The following is a 21441-nucleotide window of genomic DNA, read 5'->3' as shown; positions in this document are numbered from 1 at the left end:
CCGTCAAGTGCCGCCGCGCCGGTGCTGCATCGGCGTCATCCCATAGCGCGCCCGGAAGGCCCGCGAAAAGTGCGCCTGGCTGGCAAAGCCCCAGCGGTCGGCGATGTCGCCTATGGTCAGCATCCGCATGCGCTCGCACGCCAGTTCCTCGTGCGCGCGCTCCAGGCGCTTGTCCCAGATCCACTGGCTGACGCTGCGGTCGCGATGCGCGAACAGGCGGTGCAGCTGCCGCACGGACAATCCCATGGCCCGCGCCACCATGGCTGCGTCGAGCGCGGGATCGTTCAGGTGTTCGGCGATGAAGGCTTCGGCCCGCAGCAGCCGCCAGGCGGCGGTGTCGTTCAGCTCGCGCGCCGCGTCGGGGTTGAGCGCGGCATGCAGCAGGTGGTGCGCCTGCTCGGCCACGTGGGGCACGGCGTCCGCCCGGGCCTGCTCGACGAAATCCATGGCCATGGTGCGCAGCGTGTTGGCCAGCAGGCGGCCGGTGCGCAGGCGGTTGTCCACCTGGATCGGCGCCTGCGGCCGCATCTCCGCGCGTCCGCGGAACAGCCGCGTGGCCTCGATCTCGACGATCAGCTGCCGCATGTTGCCGGTAAAGCCGTAGAGATAGGGAATGGCGTTGGAATAAACGATGACGTCGCCCGCGCGCACGGTGTGGCATTGGCCCGACTGGAACAGGAAGGCGTCGCCCTCGAGCAGGATACAGGCGAAGATCGAGTCCTTGGGATGGGTCTTGAGCATCGAGCGGGTGCGCTCGATGACGTGCTGGTTGCCGCGGATCTCGGTGAAGGCGACGTCGCCGGCGTCGAAGACCCGGCCCTGGGCATGCAGGCCCTGCGGGTCGTAGGTGGAACAGGTCAGGCCGATGAGCTGCGAGGCGTTGTAGGACTCCCAGAACTCCAGCCGCTGGGGAGGCGGCACCTGGTCGGTGGAAGCCTGCGCGCGAGGAGACAGGATCGTGTTCATCGTCGTGCCTGGGAAGGGCCGCCGGCAAGCCTGCCGGACGGGGTGAATGCCAACCGGCGGCGAGCTCGCCGCCTCGCTGTGGATGCTAGCACGCGCGCCGGCGGGCGCCCGGCCCGGGTTGACCCTAGGGAGAGATGTCGCGCTCAGTCAAATCTCCCGTCCCGCCAAGGCAAGCGGCGTCATCGCGCGCTCGCTACATTGGCACGATTCATCGAAGATCAGGAGGCTCTCCCATGCTCAAGACTTCCGGCAACGAATTCTGGCGCGACATCCCGCCCATCGCCGACGTGTTCAAGCCCGATGCCAAACCCGAGGTGCACATCGGCAACGCCCCCACGGACGACAGGAAGTGGTACGTACCCTTCACCGACACGGTGGCCTCGCGCCCGCTGTGGATCTCGCCCTCGGAGAACCGCTGGTGCGACATCCTGCGCGCCGACGCGGCGGGGCTGGTCAACCGCCACTACCACCCGCACGAGGTCTTTGCCTACACGATCTCGGGCAAATGGGGCTACCTGGAACACGACTGGATCGCCACCGCCGGCGACTTCGTCTACGAAACCCCTGGCGAGGGCCACACCCTCGTGGCCTTCGAGCACGAACAGCCGATGAAGGTGTTCTTCATCGTCAAGGGTCCGCTGATCTGGCTGGACGAAAAGGGGCAGTCCACCGGGCATTTCGACGTGCACGACTACATCGCCATGTGCCGCGCGCACTACGAGAAAGTCGGCATCGGCGCGGCCTACGTGGATACCTTGTTCCGCTGAAACCGCGGGCGCCGCGCGCACGCGGCCTGCACGCGACATAACGACGATAGGGAGACAACACCATGCAACGCAGGCAATTCGCGACCTTGCTCACGGCGGCGGCCCTCGGGCTCTCCGGGCCGGCGCTCGCCCAGTCCAAGGCCCCGTCCGAGATCCGCATCGGCTATGCCATTTCCAAGACGGGCCCCTATGCGGGCGGCGCCAGCACGACGGTGCTGCCCAACTATCAGATGTGGGCCGCGGACGTGCAGAAGGCGGGCGGCATCGAGATCGGCGGCAAGCGCGTGCCGGTCAGGTTCTTCGAATACGACGACCGCAGCAATTCCGAGGAGGCGGTGCGCGCGGTCGAACGGCTCATCAACCAGGACAAGGTGGACTTCATCCTGCCGCCATGGGGCACGGCGATGAACCTCGCGGTGGCGCCCATCCTGCACAAGCACGACTATCCGCACCTGGCCACCACCATGATCTCGGACCGCATTCCGCAACTGCGCGAACGCTGGTCCAACCTCTTCTTCTTCACGCTGACCTCCACCGACTACGCCAACGGCGTGGTGGACGTGCTCACGCGGCTGCGCGAGGAAGGCAAGATCAAGGGCAAGGTGGCCATCGTCAACGTCGCCGACCAGTTCGGGCTGGAGCTGTCGAAGGCGGCGCGCGAGGGACTGAAGAAGGCGAAGTTCGACATCGTCTACGACCAGAGCTATCCGCTCGGGTCGCAGGAGCTCCAGACCATCCTGAACGAAGTCCGGCGCCGCGAACCGGAAGCCTTCCTGGCCTTCAGCTATCCGCCCGACACCATGGCGCTGAACGACCAGGCCAAGGTGGTGGGTTTCAATCCCAAGGTGTTCTACACCGCCATCGGCACGGTATTCCCGATGTTCAAGGACCGCTTCGGCGCCAATGCCGATGGCGTCATGGGCCTGGGCGGCGTGAGCGCCGAACTGCCCGCCACCCGCGACTACCGCGAGCGGCACCGCGCCATGTTCAAGCAGGAGGCGGACTACAACGGCAGCGCGGTGACCTATGCGACCTTGCAGATCCTGGAGCAGGCAATCACGCGCGCCGGATCGGTCGATCGCAAGGCGGTGTCCGAGCAGATCCGCACCGGCAGCTTCGACACGGTGCTCGGGCCGGTCAAGCTGACCAACCGCCTGTGGGCCGAAGCCTCGAGCGTGGGGCAATGGCAGAACGGCGTGTTCCAACCCATTGCGCCCAAGAACGCGATCGGCGTCAAGCCCGCCGTCTTCCCCAAGCCGGCCTGGAAATGATCGCCGCCACGCCCGACCACGTCCTGCCCTGCACGCCCGATACGGTGGTGTGGGGTTTCCTCGGGCCGGGCGTGCGCCCGGCGCTGCGCATACGCCCGGGGGAAACGGTACGCATCGACACCGTCAATCCGGTGGGCGTGCCGCTGCCCCCCGATGAAGCGCGGGCGTTCTTCGACGGTCACGGCATTCCGGTGGAAGGCGCCGTCGCCGAGATGCTCGAGATCATGCGTACCGTACCCAAGGACGTGGGTCCGCACATCCTGACGGGGCCGGTGCGCGTCGAAGGCGCCCTGCCCGGCGACGTGCTCGGGGTGGAGATCCTGGGCATCTCGCCACGCCTTCCGGCCTACGGCGTCAATTTCACGCGGCCCGGCGCGGGCAGCCTGCCCGGCCTGCCCAAGGCGCCCTGGCTCAAGGTGATGCGGCACGACCTCGCGCGCGGGACGGCGCGCTTCAGCGACCGCATCGGGATCCCCCTCGCGCCGTTCATGGGCACCATGGGCGTGGCCCCGACCCGCAAGGTATCGTCCGTCCCGCCCGGCCCCTTCGGCGGCAACATCGACCTGAAAGACCTGCGGCCGGGGGCGATCCTGTACTTGCCGGTACAGGTGGAGGGCGCGGACTTCTTCGTTGGCGACGGCCACGCCGCGCAAGGCCATGGCGAGGCCAACCTCACCGGCCTCGAGACGTCGATGACCGGCGTGTTCCGCTTCCAGCTGCACAAGGCGCGCGCCGTGCGCTGGCCGATGGCGGAAACCGCCGACCACTACATCGCCATGGGCCTGGACGCCGACCTGAACACCGCCGCCGAACTGGCCGTTTCGCAATCCGTCGCGGTACTGGAGCATTTCGGGGAACTGGAGGCCGAAGACGCCTACGCCCTGGCAAGCATGGCGGTGGATTTCGAAATCACGCAGCTGGTCGACGGGGTCAAGGGGGTCCACGGCCGCATTCCCAAGCGCCTGCTGGCGGGTTGCCCGCGCGCCGCGGCTCCACGCTGGGGCCCGCTACCCTGACCAGGCGCTCTCCAGCCATTCTTCCCTTCCAGGAAACGATCCATGAACATGAAGGACCAAGTCTGCATCGTTACCGGCGGCGCCGGCAGCCTCGGGCTGCACAGCGCGCTGGCCATGCTGGATCAAGGCGCGCGCGTCCTGCTGGTGGACCGGCACGCCGAGGCGCTGGAGACCGCGCGCCTGCAGGCCGCGGTCCATGGCGACCGCGTTGCCGTCTTTGCCGCCGACGTGACCGACGCCGCGCAGACCCGCGGCTATGTCGAGGAGGCGCTGCGGCGCTGGGGCCGGCTCGACGTGCTGGTCTGCAACGCCGGCATCAATGGCGCCATCAAACCGATCGCGGACTATCCCGATGACGTCTTCGACGCCGTCATGGCAGTCAACGTCAAGGGCACCTTCCTCGCGTGCAAGCACGCGCTGCCGCGCATGGCCGACGGCGGCAGCATCGTCATCGTTTCCAGCGTCATGGGGGTGACCGCCGACCCCGGCGTGTGCGCCTATGCCGCATCCAAGCACGCACTGGTCGGCTTGATGCGGGTGGCCGCCAAGGAAGCGGCCGGCCGCGGGATACGCGTCAACGTGGTCGCGCCCGGCCCCATCGCCAATGCCTTCCAGGCCGACATCGAACGCCGCCTGGGCGAAGTGCTGGGCCGGGACGCCACGCGCATGCTGGACGAAGCCATCCCGCTGGGCCGCCACGCGCGCGTGGAGGAAATCGCGCAAACGGTGCTGTTCCTCGCTTCGCCGCAAGGCAGCTTCTCCACCGGCAGCGTTTTCATGGCCGATGGCGGCATGCACGTCTGATCCTCCCGGGCTGCCGGGAACGTTCCTGTTCCTGGCGCGAACCGAGCTGGAAGACCCGCGCTACCTGGTGGCGCTGGACGAGGTCTTCTCGTTTCGCCCGATCTGGATCGCGCCGGACCGCAACATGTGGTGCGACGTGCTGACGGCCCGGCGGCCGGGTTCGGCGCGCCCCCACATGCATGCCCGTCCCGCCTTCGCCTATACCCTGAGCGGACGCTGGGGCTATGCCGAGCGCGACTGGACGGCGGCGCCCGGCGACTTCGTCTGCGAGCCGGCCGGCATGCGGCACACGCTGGTCGCGCATGCGGGCGACGCCCCCCTGCGCGTGCTGTTCGTCGTGCAGGGACCGCTGGTATGGCTCGACGACGACGGCAACCCCGACGGCTACTTCGACGTCCACCAATACGTGGCCCGCTGCGCAGCGCATTTCGAACGCGTGGGGCTGGGCGAGGCGCGGGTGCGCGCCTTGATGCGCTAGGCGCGGCGGCGCGGGCGGTGCCTCATGCCCGATGATGGGCCGGACGCTCGAGATGCGAGTCCGCCGGCGCGAGCGGCCATGCCGCCTTGTCGCGCATGGCCGGATCGGCCTTGAGCAGGTCGGCGATGAACTCGATGACGACACGCGTGCGCAACGGCAGGTTGCGGCGCGACGGATAGACGATGTAGAGCGGCAGGCGCGCGGGCGGAAACTCGGGCAGCACGGTCGTGAGCCGCCCGGTGCGCAGGTCGTCCGCCACCATCAAATGCGAAAGAATGGCGATGCCATTGCCCGCCAGCACGGCGTGGTGGACGGCCGAGGCATTGTTCGCGCGGAGCCGGCACGGCACGTTGACCGATACCTGCCCCTCGGGCGCCTCGAACCACCAGGTGTCGTCCCTGCCCCAGCGGCTGTAGACCACGCAGTCGTAGTTGACCAGGTCCTGCGGCGAACGCGGCTGTGCCTTGCCGGCCATATAGGACGGCGCGGCAACCAGGAATGCAGAGGTCATTCCCACCCGCCGCGATATCAATGAACTGTCGTCGATGGGCCCGATGCGCACTTCCAGGTCCAGGCCTTCCTCGATCAGGTTGCTGGTGCTGTCGCGCACCACCATGTCGAGGCTCAGGTGGAGGTGGCTGTCGAGCAGCGACCGGACATGGGAGCACATATGCAGCGCCAGCGGCGCCGGCAGGCTCAATCGAACCTTGCCCATGGGTCGCGCCTGGTCGGGATTGGCCGCCAGGCTGAGACTCTCGGCGGCCTCCACCAGGCTGCGCGCCGCGGGGAGCAGGTTGCGGCCCTCCTCGGTCAACACGACGCCGGTGGTGCTGCGCTGGACCAGGCGCATGCCGACATGCTCCTCGAGCGCGCGGACCTGCCGGGAAATGGCCGGCTGGGTGACGCCCCGTTCGCTGGCCACCACCGAGAACGAGCCGGTTTCCGCGACGCGCAGGAAAGCGAGGAGCGAGGAGATCAGGTCCATGGCGAGCTTCCCAGGATACGCGCGATGCCGGGCCGCGCTTTCATACTTTTTTTACGAACGATTATACGGACCGCGCTCCTAGTGCCGGAGGGGGATTGCCCCTAGGATGCGCTCGAAACACGAGTGCGGTCCAACACAAGGTAGCGTCGATGAACAAGCAGTCTGAATTGCCCACCGGCCCCAGCAAGCCCGAGATGATGCAAGCGGTCAGGGAATTGCTGGATTTCATAGGCAACCGTCCGCTCGGCCCGGAACTCGAAGCCGCGCTCAACGAGCGCTATGGCGCGCACACCGAGTCCTACGCCCGCCTGCTGACCCTGCTGCGCCGCGGCATGCAGGAGGGCTGGTCCTGTTACGCCGAGATCGACGGGCCGGACTACCGCCGCGGCCGGATCGCCCACGCATCGGCCGAGACCCACGGGTTCACCGTGGAAAGCGGCTGCCTGCGCAATGTGCTGGGCAACTATCACCGCCATCCGCTGGGCGAGATCAACATGATCGGACCGGTGGACGAGACGGGCCGCTTCTGCGGCAGCGGCGCGGGATGGAAAGTCTTCCCGCCCGACAGCTCGCACTTCCCGACCGTGACGGGCGGCGCGGTCACCATGCTGTTCTTCCTGCCCGGCGGCCAGATCGAATACAAGGACCCGCCCGGCCGGCCCTGAGCATGGAGCGGTTCCGCAGCACCCTGTCGTTCCTGTCGCAACGTTTCATGTCCAGGGGGTATCACCATGCACGTCAAGTGGCTCGCATTGCCGGTCGCAATGCTGTTGGCAGTATCCGCGCACGCCGCGGACAAGGTAAAGATAGGTTTCATCAGCACGCTGTCGGGCCCGCTGGCATCGCTGGGCACCGAGATCCGCGACGGGTTCCGCCTCGCGCTGGAGGAGACCGGCAACAAGCTGGGCGGCCTGCCCGTCGAGGTGGTGGAAGGCGACGACCAGGCCAATCCAGGGGTGGGCAAGCAGCTGGCCGACAAATTCCTCAAGCGCGACAAGGTCGATTTCATGACCGGCGTGGTCTATTCGAACGTCATGCAGGCGGTGGGCGCACCCACCTTCGCGGCCAAGACGTTCTACGTCAGCGCGGCGGCAGGCCCGGCCTCGCTGGCGGGCGCCCAGTGCAACCCCTACTTCTTCGCGCTGGCCTGGCAGAACGATGGCCAGAGCGAGGCAATGGGCCGCTACATGAGCGACCAGGGCTACCGGCGCGTCGTCATCATGGCGCCCAACTACACGGGCGGGAAAGAAAACCTCGAAGGCTTCAAGCGCATGTTCAAGGGTACGGTGGCCGACGAGATCTACGTCAAGCTGGGCGAGCTCGACTTCGCATCCGAGATCGCCAAGATCCGCGCCCAGAAACCCGACGCCCTGTTCTTCTTCCTGCCGGGCGGCATGGGGATCAATTTCATCAAGCAATTCCAGGCCTCGGGGCTGGCCGGCGAAGTGCCCTACTTCGTGCCCGGCTATTCCGCCGACGAGGACACCATCCAGGCGCTGGGCGACGCGATGATCGGCCTGCGCAACTCGTCCCACTGGGCATGGGACCTGGACAACGCAGCCAACCGCAATTTCGTGGCGCGGTTCCAGCAGCGCTATCGCCGGCTGCCGTCGATGTATGCCTTCCAGGGATACGACGTGGTGCGCCTGCTGGATCGCGCGGTGGCGGACGTGGGTGGCCGCCTCGAAGACAAGCGCGCGCTGCATGCCGCCATCGCCGCGGCCCGCTTCGAGTCCGTGCGCGGCAGCTTCAAGTTCAACACCAACCAGTTCCCGATCAACGACTTCTATCTGCGCGTCGTGCAGAAGGACGAATCGGGCCGCGTCACCAACAAGACGCTGGGCAGGATCATGACGGCGCATACCGACAGCTATGCCGGCGCCTGCAAGATGAAAGGCCTTTGAGGAACTTCGAGAATGCTCAACATGACTGCTCCCAAGATATTGGCTTTCGCCGGCAGTTCCCGCGGCGCGTCGCTGAACAAGCTCCTGCTGGCCGTGGCGGCCGAGGGCGCCCGCGCCGCCGGAGCCGACGTCACGCTGGTCGACCTGCGCGACTACCCGATGCCGATCTACGACGGCGACGACGAGATGCGGTCCGGCGTTCCGGGGAATGCGCTGGCATTGCGCGGACTGATCGCCGACCATGATGCCCTGCTCGTGGCGACGCCCGAATACAACGGATCGGTGAGCGCGCTGCTGAAGAACGCGCTGGATTGGTGTTCGCGTCCGGTGGATGGCGAGGACGGCCTGCTGCCCTATCGCGGCAAGATGGTCGGGCTGCTGGCGGCCTCGATGGGACCGTTCGGCGGCATCCGGGCGGTGGCCCACGCGCGCGGCATCTTCAGCAAGATGGGCGCGGTCGTATTGCCCGACGAGGTGCTGCTTGCGCAGGCGCAGCAAGCTTTCGACGCCGGCGGCAACCTGCTCAACGAGACCTCGCGCAAGCTGGCGCGGCAGCTGGGCGCCAACCTGGCCGTGCAGGCAGCGCGGTACGCCGCATGAGCGCGATCATCGAATCCGCGCTGAACGGCGTGCAGTTCGGCCTGATGCTGTTCCTGCTGGCAGCCGGCCTGACCCTCGTGTTCGGCATCATGGACATGATCAACCTGGCCCATGGCTCGCTGTACATGTTCGGCGCGTACCTGACCGCCGCGCTGGTGGGCCCCATGGGTTCGTTCCTGGCGGCCATGGCCACCGCGATGCTGGCCACGGCCGTCATCGGCATGCTGCTGGAGACCACGGTGCTGCGCACGCTCTACCAGCGCGACCACTTGTCGCAAGTGCTGGCCACGTTCGCGCTGATCCTGATCAGCAACGAGCTGGTCCGCATGATCTGGGGTCCGCAGCCGCGCGGACTGCCGCTGCCCGAACTGTTCTCCGGTCCCGTCGACATAGGCTGGGGCATCCAGTATCCGTCGTATCGCCTGCTGGTCATCGGCGTCGGCCTGGCGGTGGCCCTGCTGCTGTACCTGGTGGTGGCGCGTACGCGGGCCGGCATGTGGGTGCGGGCGGGCGCCTCGAACCGCGAAATGGCGACCGTCATGGGGGTGGACATCAAGCGCCTGTTCACGCTGGTGTTCGGCCTGGGCGCAATGCTGTGCGCCGTCGCGGGGGCGCTGCTCGGCCCGCTGTTGTCGGTCCAGGTTGGCATGGGCGAGAGCATCCTGATCCTGGCCTTCGTGGTCGTCGTGATCGGCGGCATAGGTTCGATTCGCGGCGCGCTCGCGGGGTCGCTGATGGTCGGCATGGTGGACACGGTCGGCCGCACGCTCGTGCCGGGCGCGCTGGGCACGGTCTTCTCCCCCTCGGTGGCGTCGAGCCTGGGGCCGACGCTGGCTTCGATCATGATCTACGTACTGATGGCGGCCGTGCTGTTCTGGAAGCCGCAAGGCCTGTTTCCGGCGCGAGGGTAGGACATGGCACCACTGGACCAAACCTTGCGCCGGTCGGCCGGCGCCGCGCTCCTGGCACTCGGGGCCGCGTTCCCGCTGGCCGCGGACTGGCTGGGGCAGGGCTTCTATATCGACCTGGCCGCCCGCATCATGATTTTCGCGCTCGCGGCGACCAGCCTGAACCTCGTCATGGGTTTCGGCGGGATGGTGTGCTTCGGCCATGCGGCGTTCCTGGGCATCGGCGCCTACACGGTGGCCATCCTGATGGACGCAGGCGTGGACGCGGCCTGGATCGGTTGGCCGGCGGCCGCCGCGGCGGCGGGCCTGGCCGCCTGGGTAATCGGTATGATCAGCCTGCGCACGCGCGGGGTGTACTTCATCATGATCACCCTGGCCTTCGCGCAGATGCTGTACTACGTGTTCGTCTCGCTGAACGTCTATGGCGGCGACGACGGCATGCCGCTTGCGGCACGCTCGGCGTTGCCTTTCGGCCTGGACGGGGCGTCCGACATCACGTTCTACTATGTCGTGCTGGCCATCCTGGCCGCGGCGATGTGGCTGATGCAACGGCTGGTCAATGCCCGCTTCGGACGCGCCCTGCAGGCCATACGCGAGAACGAGGTGCGCATGGAAGCCATCGGCTACCCGGTGTTCCGGATCAAGCTGACGGCCTTCGTCATCGCGGGCGCCGCGGCCGGGCTGGCCGGCGCGCTGATCGCGAACCAGACCGGCATGGTGAGCCCGGGCCTGATGTACTGGACCCAGTCGGGATCCCTGATGATCATGGTCATCCTGGGCGGGGTGGGCTACCTGTATGGCGGCGTGGTGGGCGCCGCGCTGCTCCTGGTGCTCGAGGAATACCTGTCCGGCCTCACGTTGTACTGGCAGCTTCCGCTGGGGCTCTTGCTGCTGGCCGCGGTGCTCTATGCGCGCAACGGCGCGCTCAGCCTTGCCGGGAGGTGGCGTCATGGCTGATTCCTGCAAGCTGCGTGTTTCCGGGCTGGTCAAGCGCTTCGGCGGGCTGACCGCCACCGACGGCGCCAGTTTCGAAGTCGCCACGGGGGAAGTGCATGCGCTGATCGGCCCGAACGGCGCGGGCAAGACGACGCTCATCCACCAGATCTCGGGGATGCTGCGGCCGGACGGGGGCCGGATATCCATGGACGGCGCCGACATCACCCTGCTTCCCATGCACAGGCGCGTGCATCTCGGCTTGGCGCGTTCCTACCAGATCACGAGCGTATTCAAGACATTCAGCGTGCTCGACAACGTGGCGATGGCGGTGCAGGCGCGCACCGGCGGGAGCAGGGGATTCTGGCGGCGGGCACGGGGCGAGGCAGACCTGTTCGGACAGGCCCTGCACGCGCTGGAACGCGTAGGACTGGCCGCGCGGGCCGACGCGCCTGCGCGCAGCCTGTCCCATGGCGAACAGCGCAGGCTGGAAGTCGCGCTGGCGCTGGCCACCGCCCCCAGCCTCCTGCTGCTGGACGAACCGATGGCAGGCATGGGTTCCGACGAGTCCGAAGCCATGGTGGACCTGCTGCTGGGTCTGCGGGGAGAAATCACCATGCTGCTGGTCGAGCACGACATGAATGCGGTATTCCGCCTGGCCGACCGCATTTCGGTACTGGTCTACGGCCGCGTGATCGCCACGGGATCCCCCGACGCGATCCGCCGCGACCCCGAGGTCTGCAAGGCCTATCTGGGCGACGAGGAGCCCGCATGACCGGAGGTCCGATGAACCAGGTACTGGAAGTGAAAGGCCTGCAGGCCGCCTATGGCAGCAGCCAGGTCCTGTTCGACGTCTCGCTCGATATCGCGGCGGGCACGATGCGCACCTTGCTGGGCCGCAACGGCATGGGCAAGACCACCACGATACGGACGCTGCTGGGGCTGACTCCCACGCACAGCGGCGAGGTCCGCTTTCTCGGCCAACGCATCGACCGCCTTCCGCCGCACCGCATCGGCCGGCTGGGAATCGCGGTCGTCCCGGAGGGGCGGCAGATATTCCCCAACCTGAGCGTGCGGGAGAATCTCACGGCGTTCGCGGCCAATCGCAGCCGCCAGGCCGAGCCCTGGACGCTGGACCGGATCTACGCGCTCTTCCCCCGCCTGCGCGAGCGCGAGGGAAACATGGGCAACCAGTTGTCGGGCGGCGAGCAGCAGATGCTGGCCATAGGCCGCGCCCTGATGACCAATCCCCACCTGCTGATCCTGGACGAGGCGACCGAAGGCCTGGCGCCGCTGATCCGCGAGGAAATCTGGGATTGCCTGACGGCGCTGCGGCGGGCCGGCCAGACGCTGCTGGTCATCGACAAGTACGTGGAGCGCTTGATCGGGATCGCGGATCGCCACACCATCATTGAACGAGGGCGCGTAGCCTGGGAAGGCAGCTCCCGCGAGCTGGACGCCAATCCGGCGATCTGGCAGCGCCATGTGGGACTGTGACGGAACGAGGCGGCGCATATGACCGGAGCAATCGAATGAAGCACGTATCCATGGCCGGGCTGAGCGAAATGCAGCGCTACTGGCTGATCACCGGCAGCGTCGGACCGCGGCCCATCGCCCTCGTCACCAGCCTGAACGAGGACGGCATGTGCAACGCCGCGCCGTTCAGCGCGTTCAACTACATGGGCGAGGATCCGCCCCTCTTCGCCATCGCCGTGGTCGCCTACGGGCAGGAAAGCCACCGGCCGGGCGAGGCCAAGGACACCCTGCGGAACATCCGGCGCAACGAGGAGTTCGTCGTCAACATGGTGGACGAGGCCATCGTCGACAAGGCGGTGCTGTGCGGCAGCGATTTTCCGGCCCACGTCTCGGAACCCGAGGCGGTGGGGCTTTCCCTTGCGCCCTGCGCCACGATACGTGTGCCGCGCATCGCGGAAGCGCCGATCTCGTGGGAGTGCCGGCTGTTCCGGATACTCGACATCACGACGCAGCGGGCCATTGTTTTCGGCGAGATCCTGGCGATGAATTTCCGGGATGACCTGCTCGACGAACAGGCCCTGCGAGTCGACGTCGGGCGCTTCGCGCCTGTCGGCAGACTGGGCGGTCCGAACTATTGCCTGACCAGCGAACGCCGCCGCATCCCGGTGCCGACGTATCTGGCCTGCGCCGGACAGCCGCGCGAGTAGCGGCGGCGAACCGCGCGCCCGGCGCGCCGGGATACGCTTCCGGCCGGGGCCCGCGGCCTGCGCCTCAAACAGGCCGGGTCTGCTCTTCCAGCCACCCCAGCCAACGCATCGCGTGCTCCCGGTCCGCCCCGCACATTTCCCGCCCGGGCAGCAGCGAGAGACAGACGGCTGGCCGCTCCGGCCGGCCGAACAGCCTGCAGCGTTCATCGTCGTCCAGCTGGACGCATCGCACGCCGGCCGGCTTGCCGCCGGGCATGCCCGGTATCGGCGAGGTGATGGACGGTGCGATGCAGCAGGCACCGCAGCCGAGACGGCAATCCATTTCCGGTTCCATCGGCTCAATCGGCCCTTGCCGATTGCACGAAAGTCTCGGCCGCGTCGCGCGGCAATTCGTCTTCGCGACCCAGCGCCACGACTTCGATCAGGTGATTGCCCAGGAGGTAGACGCGGCCCAGCAGCCACGAAGGCGCATTGGCCACGGTGCCGTGCACTTCCACTTCCACCGCGCGTTCGAGCTTGCGCGTGTCGGCCGGGGCCTGCCTGAGGGTGACGTCCCGCCGGTGAGCCAGCGTGCCGCGCAGGTTGGCGCGCAGGACTTCTTCGAAGGCGTCGGCCACCTTGGCCAGTTCGGCCGGATCGGCCATGATGGACTCGGGCAGCACGACGTGGCCGACCGCGAAGATGGACGTATCCACCGGCGCGATGTCGAAGGACAGCGGCAAGGTGTGGCCGGCGATATCCACGTCGCGCCGGTCGGGCTTGGGCCGGGCCGGGAAGGTGACGCGTATCGCGCCATCGGCCGCGGGCATCTCGCGCCAGTTGAATTTGGGCGAGCAGGCCGCCAGCAGGCCCAGGGCGAGAACGAAAAAGAGGCGAAGCAGCGAGGGCATGAGCATTCCACCGGCAGTCTGCGCCGCCGCCGTCCGCAAAACCGCGACAAAACGGTACAAGCTGTTACACCAGACCAGTCGGCCCGGCGTAAGCGGCTGAGCGACAATCCGCCTTTGAATCCAACACGAATCACACAGGACAACGAATTGTCGCTGATTTCCATGACGACCGCTCCCGACGGCACGCAACTCGCGGCGTACCGCTGGGACGTGCCGCCGCGCCCGGAAGGCTACCGGCCTGCCTACCTGCTGCACGGTCTGGGCGAACATGCCGGACGCTACGAGGGGCTGGTACGCTGGCTGGCCGCCCGCGGCTGGTCGCTGGCGGCGCACGATCACCGGGGCCATGGACGTTCCAGCGGCAAGCGCGGCTCCCTGCGCACCAGCGACGACCTGGTGGTGGACGCCGAGCACCGGCTGTCGGAATACGCGCGCGAAACGGGCACCCCGCCGCTCTTGGTCGGCCATAGCCTGGGCGGCCTGGTGGCGGCGCGCGTGGCGCTGCGCGGCAACGTGCCGCTGGCGGGACTGGTGCTGTCGTCGCCCACCTTCAACATGGAGCTGTCGGCCGGGCAGCGCTGGCTGCTCGACATGCTGGGCGGCCTCGCGCCCGACCTGCGGGTCGGCACGGGATTGAAGATCTCCAAGCTGTCGCATGACCAGGCCGTCATCGACGCCTATGCCAACGACCCGCTGGTGCACGACCGCATCAGCGCCCGCCTGATGCGCTTCATTACCGAGGCCGGCGCGCAATCCATCGCCGAGGCCTCCGAGCTCAGGCCGCGCACGCTGCTGATGGTGGCGGGCGCCGACGCCATCGTCCCGCCGGCGGGCAGCCGCAGTTTCGCGGACTCGGCCGCTCCCGGCAAACTGGCGCTGCGCTGGTATCACCAGGCCTATCACGAAGTCCTCAACGAGGCCCCCGCGCTGGCGGCGCCCGTCTACGCCGACCTGGAGACCTGGCTCGCCACCCTGGAGCCTGTTTGAACCGGCTGGCTGGAATGGGCTATCCTTGGCCTATGGAATCCATCCGGCGTGCCTCGCAGGCACCCGCCTCCTCGCATCGATCCCGCTCGACGCGCCTGTTCGCGCGTCGCGTGCCGTCGCGCGCATCGATTCTGTTCCCGACCATCCCGGCCTTTCACTCCTGAGCCCGGCGATCCCCACCCCCTCTACCGCTTTTGTCGTCATCGATCGCCGGGCTTTCTGAACGAATGCATCCAGCGCCGCCGTGCGGCACCACCGTTTTCAGGAGACAGGCATGCAATCCGGCAGCCCTCACTACATTACCGTCAGCGAACTCGATTACGTTCGCCTCGCCAACCTGCTGAGCCAGATGGAGCGCGAACCCGCGCCCGGCACCACCCAGGCCATCGTGGCCGATGCGCTCGACCAGGCCGACCAGGTCGACCCGCGCGAGATGCCGGCCGACGTCGTCACCATGCACACGCGCGTGGAAGTCGAGGACGACACCGGCACCCGGCTGATCACGCTTTGCTATCCCAGGGAGGCCGATGCCGGCAAAGGCATGGTGTCGGTCTTCTCGCCGCTGGGCGCCGCCCTGCTGGGCGCGCAGGTCCCGGGGACCATCAGCTGGACGCCGCCCGACGGCGAACGGCGGCAGTTGCGCGTCGTGCGCATCGACTACCAGCCCGAAGCCAACGGCGACTACACCGTCTGACTCCTCCCCGCGGCAGCCGAACAACACTCCCTCCCGCATCTGGCGGCCCCGGCTCCCGCGCCGTGCTAGAGTAGCCGCCGAGTCGGTGCTTAGCAGTTAAACGGGAAACAGGAGGACCCCCGCACCGGGGATCTAACCTGTGCTGCCCCCGCAACGGTAAGCATTCCGTCCGCGTGGCCTTGCCGCGCGCGACACGCCGCATCGAGCCCACTGTGCCCTGCCCCGCCGCATCCTCCGGCGCGGCCGCGCATGGGAAGGGGATGCGGCCGCGAATGCCAGCCCGGATACCGGCCGGCTCAACGGTCCCGAGGGACCACCAAGGGGGAAGCGCCGCGGGTGGGCGGCGAGCCGAGTACATCTGCCTGGATGGCATGCGCATGGCGCGTGCCCGCGCGCGACGCTTCCCGAATCGCAAGCCGACGTGCGGGGATGCGCGTCAACGACACAGCAGGCATTCATGTCATCCAGTCTCACCTCCAGGCGCCTGGCCGGCGCCGCCGGCGCGCTGCTTTGCGCCGCCAACGCCCAGGCCCAATCTCCCTCCGCGCCCGCTACCCTCGATCCTGTCACGGTCACGGCCTCTCGCACGGAACAGCCGCTGTCGCGCGCGCTGGGCGACGTCACCGTGATCGATGCCGACACCATCCAGCGCGCCGGGCAGAGCAGCATCGCCGAGCTGCTGCAGCGCGAGCACGGCGTGGACATCTCCACCAATGGCGGCCCCCAGACGACCACCAGCGTATTCCTGCGCGGCGCCAACAGCGGCCACACCGTGTTCCTGATCGACGGACAGCGCGTGGGCGGATCGACCTCGGGCATCATGGGGCTGGGCGCGGTCTCGCTGGCCGACGTGGAGCGCATCGAGATCCTTCGCGGCCCGGCCAGCGGCCTGTACGGTGCCGATGCGATCGGCGGGGTCGTCAACATCATCACGCGCCGCCCCGCCGCCGACGTGCCGCTGCAAGTGCGCGGCTCGGTCGGCCTGGGCTCCTGGAACACCCGCAAGGCCGACGCCGGCCTGTCCGGCAGCCAGGGCGGATGGACCTATTCGCTGTCGGCGGGCCATGCCCGCAGCGACGGCTACAGCGCCGCCAAGCCGAACAACCCCGGCGGCGTCTACAACCCCGACCGCGACGGCTACAAGCTCGAGCATGTGGCGGGCCGGCTCGGCTATGCCTGGCGGGAAGGACAGGAACTGGAAGCTTCGTTCTACCGCTCGCGGCTGAACGGCCAGTACGACGGAAGCCCGGCCTTCGACGACCGCAACATCCAGCGCATCGAAAGCTACGCCCTCGTCAGCCGCAACCGCATCAGCGACACCTGGTCCAGCCGGCTGAGCGTGGCGCGCACCGTGGACGACAACCTCAGCATCTACGCGCCCGGCGAACTGGGCCGCGGCGCCTTCCGCACCCGCCAGACGCTGTTCGCCTGGCAGAACGACATCGCGCTCTCGCCGTCGCAGTCCCTATCGCTGGCGGCCGAGCGCCGGGTCGAAGACGTGGACGGCACGACCCTGTTCGACCAGACCAACCGCATCACCAATTCGGCCGTGGGCGTCTATCGCGCCGACCTGGGCGCGCACCACGTGCAGGCGAACCTGCGGTACGACCACGTCGCCCGCTACGGCAGCCGCACCACGGGCGGCCTGTCCTACGGCTACGACCTGGCGCCGGGATGGCAGGTCACGGCCGCGGCCAACACCGGCTTCCGGCTGCCTACCTTCAACGACCTGTACTATCCGGTGTACGGCAATCCCGACCTGCGTCCCGAGACCTCGCGCAGCGTCGAGGCCGGCCTGCGCTACCGCCACGGCGGCACCGAGGCGGGCATCGTCGCGTATCGCAACAAGATCGAGAACCTGGTCCAATACCAGGGCTACACCCAGGTCGCCAACAAGGACGCCACCATCAAGGGCGTGACGCTGAGCGCCTCGCAGCGACTGGGGGCGACCGTCGTGCGGGGCAGCTTCGACTGGATGGATCCCAAGGACGACAATACCGGCCAGATGCTGGCGCGGCGGCCCCGGGCGGCGTTCAAGTTCTCGGCCGACCACCCGTTCGGTCCCTGGCGCATCGGCGCGGAATGGCTGGCCAGCGGCTACCGGATGGACACTTCCTACAACAGTGCCACGTTCGCCAACGAAACCACCCGCCTGGGCGGCTATAGCGTGATCAACCTGGTGGCCTCGTACGACATCAACCGGAAGACGCAAGTGCAGGTGCGATGGAACAACGTGACCGGCAAGGATTACGAACTGGTGCGCGGCTACGCCACGCCCGGCTCCAACGTGTTCGTCACCCTGAGCTACCGGCCTTGAGATCGCGGCCATGACGCGGCGCCGTTTCGTCACGTCCCCCCGCGGTTTGCCGGCACGGTTCGCGCTGGCCCTGCCGCTGGCCGCGTGCGCCGCCGCCCATGGCGCGCCGGTGCGCGACGACGCCGGCCGGGAGATCGTCCTGCCTGCACCGGCACGGCGCGTGATCGCGCTGGCTCCGCATGCGACGGAGCTCGTGTTCGCCGCCGGCGGCGGGCAGGCCCTGGTCGGCGTGGACCGCGACAGCGACTTTCCTCCGCCGGTGCGGGACCTGCCCAGGATCGGCGACGGCATGCGGCCCGATCCCGAGCGCCTCCTGGCGCTGCGGCCGGACCTGGTCGTGGCGTGGGCCTACGGCGGCCCCACCGCGGCCGGCGGCCTGCGCGCCGGCCTGCTGGGCCAGCTCGGCGTCGCCGTCTATTACAGCAGTCCCACGCGGCTGGCGGACATTCCGGACAGCATCGAGCGCCTGGGCGAACTGCTGGGCACGTCGGCGCAGGCCCGCGCCGCCGCCGCGCCCCTGCGCCGCCGGCTGGAGGACCTGGCCGCCCGGTATGCGGGCCGGCGTCCCGTGCGCGTGTTCTACCAGGTGGGCATCCAGCCCATGTACACCGTGAGCGACCGCGGCATCATCGGCGATGCCCTGCGCCTGTGCGGGGCGGTCAACGTGTTCGGGAACATGGCCGCCACCGCGCCGATGGTCGGCGCCGAAGGCGTGCTGCGAGCGAATCCGGAAGTCATCGTGATCGGCCAGTCGGGCAGGGAGGCCGAGGCGGCCCTGGAAGAATGGCGCGCTTTCGGCCCGGCGCTGGCGGCCGCGCCGGACCGCCTCTGGACGGTGGATCCCGATACCATGCACCGGCCCGGCCCGCGCATGATCGAGGCCACCGCGCGCTTGTGCGAACGCATCGACGAGGCCAGGCGGCACCCGCCGCACGGCGGCTCCGGGCAGCCCCGGGCACCCGGGCGGACGCTCCCCTGATGGCGCGCGGCAGCAACGCCATGCCGGGACGGCACGGGCCTGCGACGGAAGAAAAAAAGGGGGCGGAGAAGAAGGAATGGCGCGCCCGGCTGGGATCGAACCAGCAACCCCTGCCTTCGGAGAGCAGTACTCTATCCATTGAGCTACGGGCGCGTAGCCGCCTATTGTACCTTGCCCGGACGATTTCGTCTTTTCTCTTCCCGCAACGCCCGCGCGGAGCCCTTCTTGCACGATCGCGCACCGCTTCGAAACCGAACATTGAACCCAGATACAGGGCTGCCGTTATAATCAGGCGTTTATGTGCGGGAAAGCAGCCGACCGGGAGGAGACAGGCGGCCGCGCATCCAGCGCAGTACAAGTATCAAAGCAAGCAGTCATCAAATCCCATAAACCGTCACGTGTCGGGCGTGCCCGGCCCATAGACTTGCAGGACTTGGCAATGAGCAACGCGCAGCATAACCACTCGGAAGAACATACATCGCCGATCAGGACGCCCCGCCAACTGATCACGGTGGTCATACTGGCTTTCCTCGTCCCCATCATCGTCATCCTGCTGCTCGTGAATTTCGTCGCCAGCGGCACCAAGTCCAACGCCGGCTCCGACGCGCAGACGCCGGAAGCCATCGAGGCCCGCATCAAGCCCGTGGGCGGCTTCGAGCTGCGCGACGCCAACGCCCCGCGCGTGTTCCAGACCGGCGAAGCGGTCTACAAGGCCGTATGCTCCACCTGTCATGCCGCCGGCGTGGCGGGCGCGCCCAAGTTCGGCGACAACGCCTCGTGGGCCAAGTTCATCGCCACCGGCTTCGACGCCATGCTGCAGGTGGCCATCCACGGCAAGGGCGCCATGCCGGCCAAGGGCGGCAACCCCGACCTGGACGATTTCGAGGTGGCGCGCGCCGTGGTCTACATGGCCAACCACAGCGGCGGCAATTTCAAGGAACCGGCCGAGCCCGCTCCCGCCGCGCCGGCCGCGGAAGGCCAGGCTCCGGCCGAAGCGGCGGCACCTGCTGCCCCGGCCGCTCCCGCGCCGCAAGCCGCCGCCCCCGCACCGGCTCCTCAGGCCGCTGCCCCCGCTCCGCAGGCGGCCGCACCGGCGGCGGCTTCCACGGCCGACGGCAAGAAGCTCTACGATTCCACCTGTTTCGCCTGCCACGGCACGGGCGTTGCCGGAGCGCCGAAGTTCGGCGACAAGGCGGCCTGGGCGAAGTACATCGCCACCGGCATGGATGCGATGGTCTCCGTGGCCATGCAGGGCAAGGGCGCCATGCCGCCGAAGGGCGGCGCGGCGAATGCGAGCGAAGCGGAAATCCGGGCCGCCGTCCAATACATGGTTGACGCCGCCAAGTAATCGGCCGCCTCCAAGCGTGAAGAATAAGCCCGGCTGTCCGCAGGCAGCCGGGCTGTTTTTTGTGGCCGCGCGGGATTTCTCCGGATCGAGGAGCCCGCGCTCCCCTCAGCGTGTGGCGGGCGACGCGATCCGCCGCGCTTCTTCTTCGCTCATGCCCAAGTATTCCCGCAGCACCGCTTCGGTGTCCTGGCCCAGCAGTGGCGGCGCATTGCGGTAGCGTACGGGCGTGTCGGAAAGCCGCAGGGGGCTGGCGACGGAAGGCGCGGTGCCGGCAAGGGGGTGCGGCAGGTCCAGGCGCAGGCCGCGAGCCTGGACCTGGGGGTCGTCGAAGGTCTGGTCGATGGTATTGATGGGACCGCAGGGCACGCCGACGGCCTCGAGCCGCTCGAGCCAGTAGTCGCGCGGTTTTTTCTCCATGATCCCGGCCAGGATGGGCACCAGCTTGTCGCGGTTGATGACGCGGTTGCTGTTGATGCTGTAGTCCGGATGCTCGGCCAGGTGGGGCGCCTCCAGCACGCCGCAGTAGGCGCGGAACTGCCCGTCGTTGCCAACGGCGACGATGAGATGGCCATCGGATGCGGCGAACACCTGATAGGGCACGATATTCTGGTGGGCGTTGCCGGCGCGCCGGGGCGCGACGCCCGAGGTGAGGTAGTTGAGGGCCTGGTTGCCCAGCATGGCGACCACGCTGTCCAGCAGCGCGACGTCCAGGTGCTGGCCGAGGCCGCTGCGATGGCGCTCCTGCAGGGCTGCCAGGATGCCGACCGTGGCATACATGCCGGTGAGGATGTCGGCCACCGCCACGCCGGCCTTTTGCGGACCGGCGCCGGGCAGGCCGTCGCGCTCGCCGGTGATGCTCATGAAGCCGCCCAGTCCCTGGATCATAAAATCGTAGCCGGGACGCCGGGCATAGGGGCCGGTCTGGCCGAAGCCGGTGACGGAGCAATAGATCAGGCGGGGATTCACCGCCTTGAGCGAGGCGTAGTCCAGCCCGTACTTCGCCAGCCCGCCCACCTTGAAATTCTCGATCAGTATGTCGCACTTCGCCGCGAGCTCGCGCACCAGCCGCGCTCCTTCCGGCGTGGCGATGTCGAGGGCGACCGAACGCTTGTTGCGGTTGACGCTCAGGTAGTAGGCGGCCTCGGCGGTATCCCGGCCCTCGGTGTCCTTCAGAAACGGCGGCCCCCAGCCGCGCGTGTCGTCGCCGCTGCCCGGCCGCTCGATCTTGATCACCTCGGCGCCCAGGTCGGCCAGGTTCTGGGTACACCACGGACCGGCGAGCACGCGCGTCAGGTCGAGGACGCGAATGCCGGCCAGGGGGGAAGAACGTTCGGTCATTGTTCTGCTCTGTTTTGGTGGGGGAATGCCGGAGACCGGCGACCGCAATGCAGTTCGTAAGCTTACCCCAGCC

General features: G+C 68.2%; 23 protein-coding genes, 1 tRNA gene and 1 riboswitch. Of the genes, 18 read left to right on the top strand and 6 right to left on the bottom strand.

Annotated elements, in window-relative coordinates:
* Positions 1–3 precede the first annotated feature (3 nt).
* Positions 4–966, bottom strand: a complete 963-nt coding sequence (locus tag CDO44_RS23525; protein ID WP_087782675.1) for a helix-turn-helix domain-containing protein — start codon at positions 964–966, stop codon at positions 4–6.
* 233 nt (positions 967–1199) lie between these two features.
* Between CDO44_RS23525 and CDO44_RS23520 the strand changes: the two genes are divergently transcribed.
* The 5 genes from CDO44_RS23520 (at position 1200) to CDO44_RS23500 (ending at position 5302) form a co-directional block, all read left to right on the top strand.
* Positions 1200–1733: a 2,4'-dihydroxyacetophenone dioxygenase family protein gene (locus CDO44_RS23520; protein WP_087782674.1), complete on the top strand. Its 534-nt coding sequence runs from the start codon at positions 1200–1202 to the stop codon at positions 1731–1733.
* A 62-nt stretch (positions 1734–1795) separates the two neighbouring features.
* The gene (locus CDO44_RS23515; RefSeq protein ID WP_087782673.1) at positions 1796–3004 is read left to right on the top strand and encodes an amino acid ABC transporter substrate-binding protein; all 1209 of its coding nucleotides are present in this window, start codon (positions 1796–1798) and stop codon (positions 3002–3004) included.
* Entirely contained in the window at positions 3001–4020 is a 1020-nt protein-coding gene (locus tag CDO44_RS23510; protein ID WP_158213413.1) for an acetamidase/formamidase family protein, read from the top strand. The genes CDO44_RS23515 and CDO44_RS23510 overlap by 4 nt, the downstream gene beginning before the upstream one ends.
* 42 nt (positions 4021–4062) lie before the next feature.
* Positions 4063–4824, top strand: coding sequence for an SDR family NAD(P)-dependent oxidoreductase (locus CDO44_RS23505; protein WP_087782671.1), 762 nt, complete (start codon positions 4063–4065; stop codon positions 4822–4824).
* On the top strand, positions 4805–5302 hold the full coding sequence (locus CDO44_RS23500) for a 2,4'-dihydroxyacetophenone dioxygenase family protein (RefSeq protein ID WP_087782670.1): 498 nt from the start codon (positions 4805–4807) through the stop codon (positions 5300–5302). Before CDO44_RS23505 ends, CDO44_RS23500 begins: the two co-directional genes overlap by 20 nt.
* A gap of 22 nt (positions 5303–5324) precedes the next feature.
* Here the strand turns inward: CDO44_RS23500 and CDO44_RS23495 are convergent, their stop codons facing one another.
* Positions 5325–6287, bottom strand: a complete 963-nt coding sequence (locus tag CDO44_RS23495) for a LysR substrate-binding domain-containing protein (protein ID WP_087782669.1) — start codon at positions 6285–6287, stop codon at positions 5325–5327.
* Positions 6288–6436: 149 nt separating this feature from the next.
* Between CDO44_RS23495 and CDO44_RS23490 the strand changes: the two genes are divergently transcribed.
* The 8 genes from CDO44_RS23490 to CDO44_RS23455 all read left to right on the top strand — a co-directional run bounded on the left by CDO44_RS23490 (position 6437) and on the right by CDO44_RS23455 (position 12815).
* Positions 6437–6952, top strand: a complete 516-nt coding sequence (locus CDO44_RS23490; RefSeq protein WP_087782668.1) for a DUF4863 family protein — start codon at positions 6437–6439, stop codon at positions 6950–6952.
* A 66-nt stretch (positions 6953–7018) separates the two neighbouring features.
* Positions 7019–8191 carry an ABC transporter substrate-binding protein gene (locus tag CDO44_RS23485; RefSeq protein ID WP_087782667.1) on the top strand — a complete coding sequence of 391 codons (1173 nt, stop codon included), beginning with the start codon at positions 7019–7021 and terminating at the stop codon, positions 8189–8191.
* A 12-nt stretch (positions 8192–8203) separates the two neighbouring features.
* On the top strand, positions 8204–8791 hold the full coding sequence (locus CDO44_RS23480) for an NADPH-dependent FMN reductase (protein ID WP_198951428.1): 588 nt from the start codon (positions 8204–8206) through the stop codon (positions 8789–8791).
* Positions 8788–9702, top strand: a complete 915-nt coding sequence (locus CDO44_RS23475) for a branched-chain amino acid ABC transporter permease (protein WP_087782666.1) — start codon at positions 8788–8790, stop codon at positions 9700–9702. Before CDO44_RS23480 ends, CDO44_RS23475 begins: the two co-directional genes overlap by 4 nt.
* Positions 9703–9705: 3 nt before the next feature.
* Positions 9706–10656: a branched-chain amino acid ABC transporter permease gene (locus tag CDO44_RS23470; protein WP_087782665.1), complete on the top strand. Its 951-nt coding sequence runs from the start codon at positions 9706–9708 to the stop codon at positions 10654–10656.
* Positions 10649–11407 carry an ABC transporter ATP-binding protein gene (locus CDO44_RS23465; RefSeq protein ID WP_087782664.1) on the top strand — a complete coding sequence of 253 codons (759 nt, stop codon included), beginning with the start codon at positions 10649–10651 and terminating at the stop codon, positions 11405–11407. Before CDO44_RS23470 ends, CDO44_RS23465 begins: the two co-directional genes overlap by 8 nt.
* Positions 11408–11418: 11 nt before the next feature.
* Entirely contained in the window at positions 11419–12129 is a 711-nt protein-coding gene (locus CDO44_RS23460) for an ABC transporter ATP-binding protein (protein WP_087783087.1), read from the top strand.
* A 35-nt stretch (positions 12130–12164) separates the two neighbouring features.
* Positions 12165–12815 (top strand): flavin reductase family protein, encoded by a 651-nt coding sequence (locus CDO44_RS23455; protein WP_087782663.1) that lies wholly within the window; start codon positions 12165–12167, stop codon positions 12813–12815.
* Between the two features lie 64 nt (positions 12816–12879).
* Here CDO44_RS23455 and CDO44_RS23450 read toward each other — a convergent pair whose 3' ends face one another.
* A complete protein-coding gene (locus CDO44_RS23450) occupies positions 12880–13137 on the bottom strand; it encodes a YkgJ family cysteine cluster protein (RefSeq protein WP_087782662.1) in 258 nt (85 codons plus the stop codon).
* Between the two features lie 16 nt (positions 13138–13153).
* The gene (locus tag CDO44_RS23445; protein WP_087782661.1) at positions 13154–13705 is read right to left on the bottom strand and encodes a hypothetical protein; all 552 of its coding nucleotides are present in this window, start codon (positions 13703–13705) and stop codon (positions 13154–13156) included.
* A 147-nt stretch (positions 13706–13852) separates the two neighbouring features.
* Between CDO44_RS23445 and CDO44_RS23440 the strand changes: the two genes are divergently transcribed.
* From CDO44_RS23440 to CDO44_RS23425, 4 genes are all read left to right on the top strand, one after another.
* Entirely contained in the window at positions 13853–14692 is an 840-nt protein-coding gene (locus CDO44_RS23440; protein WP_233146322.1) for an alpha/beta hydrolase, read from the top strand.
* 274 nt (positions 14693–14966) lie between these two features.
* Complete coding sequence (gene rnk / locus CDO44_RS23435) at positions 14967–15386, top strand: nucleoside diphosphate kinase regulator (protein WP_087782660.1); 420 nt, start codon at positions 14967–14969, stop codon at positions 15384–15386.
* Between the two features lie 66 nt (positions 15387–15452).
* Positions 15453–15697: riboswitch (cobalamin riboswitch) on the top strand.
* Between the two features lie 146 nt (positions 15698–15843).
* Positions 15844–17703, top strand: coding sequence for a TonB-dependent receptor domain-containing protein (locus CDO44_RS23430; RefSeq protein ID WP_087782659.1), 1860 nt, complete (start codon positions 15844–15846; stop codon positions 17701–17703).
* Between the two features lie 10 nt (positions 17704–17713).
* Positions 17714–18682 carry a helical backbone metal receptor gene (locus CDO44_RS23425; protein WP_087782658.1) on the top strand — a complete coding sequence of 323 codons (969 nt, stop codon included), beginning with the start codon at positions 17714–17716 and terminating at the stop codon, positions 18680–18682.
* A 77-nt stretch (positions 18683–18759) separates the two neighbouring features.
* Here the strand turns inward: CDO44_RS23425 and CDO44_RS23420 are convergent.
* Positions 18760–18835 (bottom strand) — tRNA-Arg (locus tag CDO44_RS23420).
* A 286-nt stretch (positions 18836–19121) separates the two neighbouring features.
* Between CDO44_RS23420 and CDO44_RS23415 the strand changes: the two genes are divergently transcribed.
* The gene (locus CDO44_RS23415; RefSeq protein WP_087782657.1) at positions 19122–20030 is read left to right on the top strand and encodes a cytochrome c5 family protein; all 909 of its coding nucleotides are present in this window, start codon (positions 19122–19124) and stop codon (positions 20028–20030) included.
* Positions 20031–20135: 105 nt separating this feature from the next.
* Here the strand turns inward: CDO44_RS23415 and CDO44_RS23410 are convergent, their stop codons facing one another.
* A complete protein-coding gene (locus CDO44_RS23410) occupies positions 20136–21368 on the bottom strand; it encodes a CaiB/BaiF CoA-transferase family protein (protein ID WP_087782656.1) in 1233 nt (410 codons plus the stop codon).
* Positions 21369–21441 lie beyond the last annotated feature (73 nt).

The organism is Pigmentiphaga sp. NML080357 (genome assembly GCF_002188465.1).
Taxonomy (GTDB): domain Bacteria; phylum Pseudomonadota; class Gammaproteobacteria; order Burkholderiales; family Burkholderiaceae_B; genus Pigmentiphaga.
Note: the sequence above shows the minus strand (reverse complement) of the source record. Positions and strands in the feature narration are given on the sequence as shown.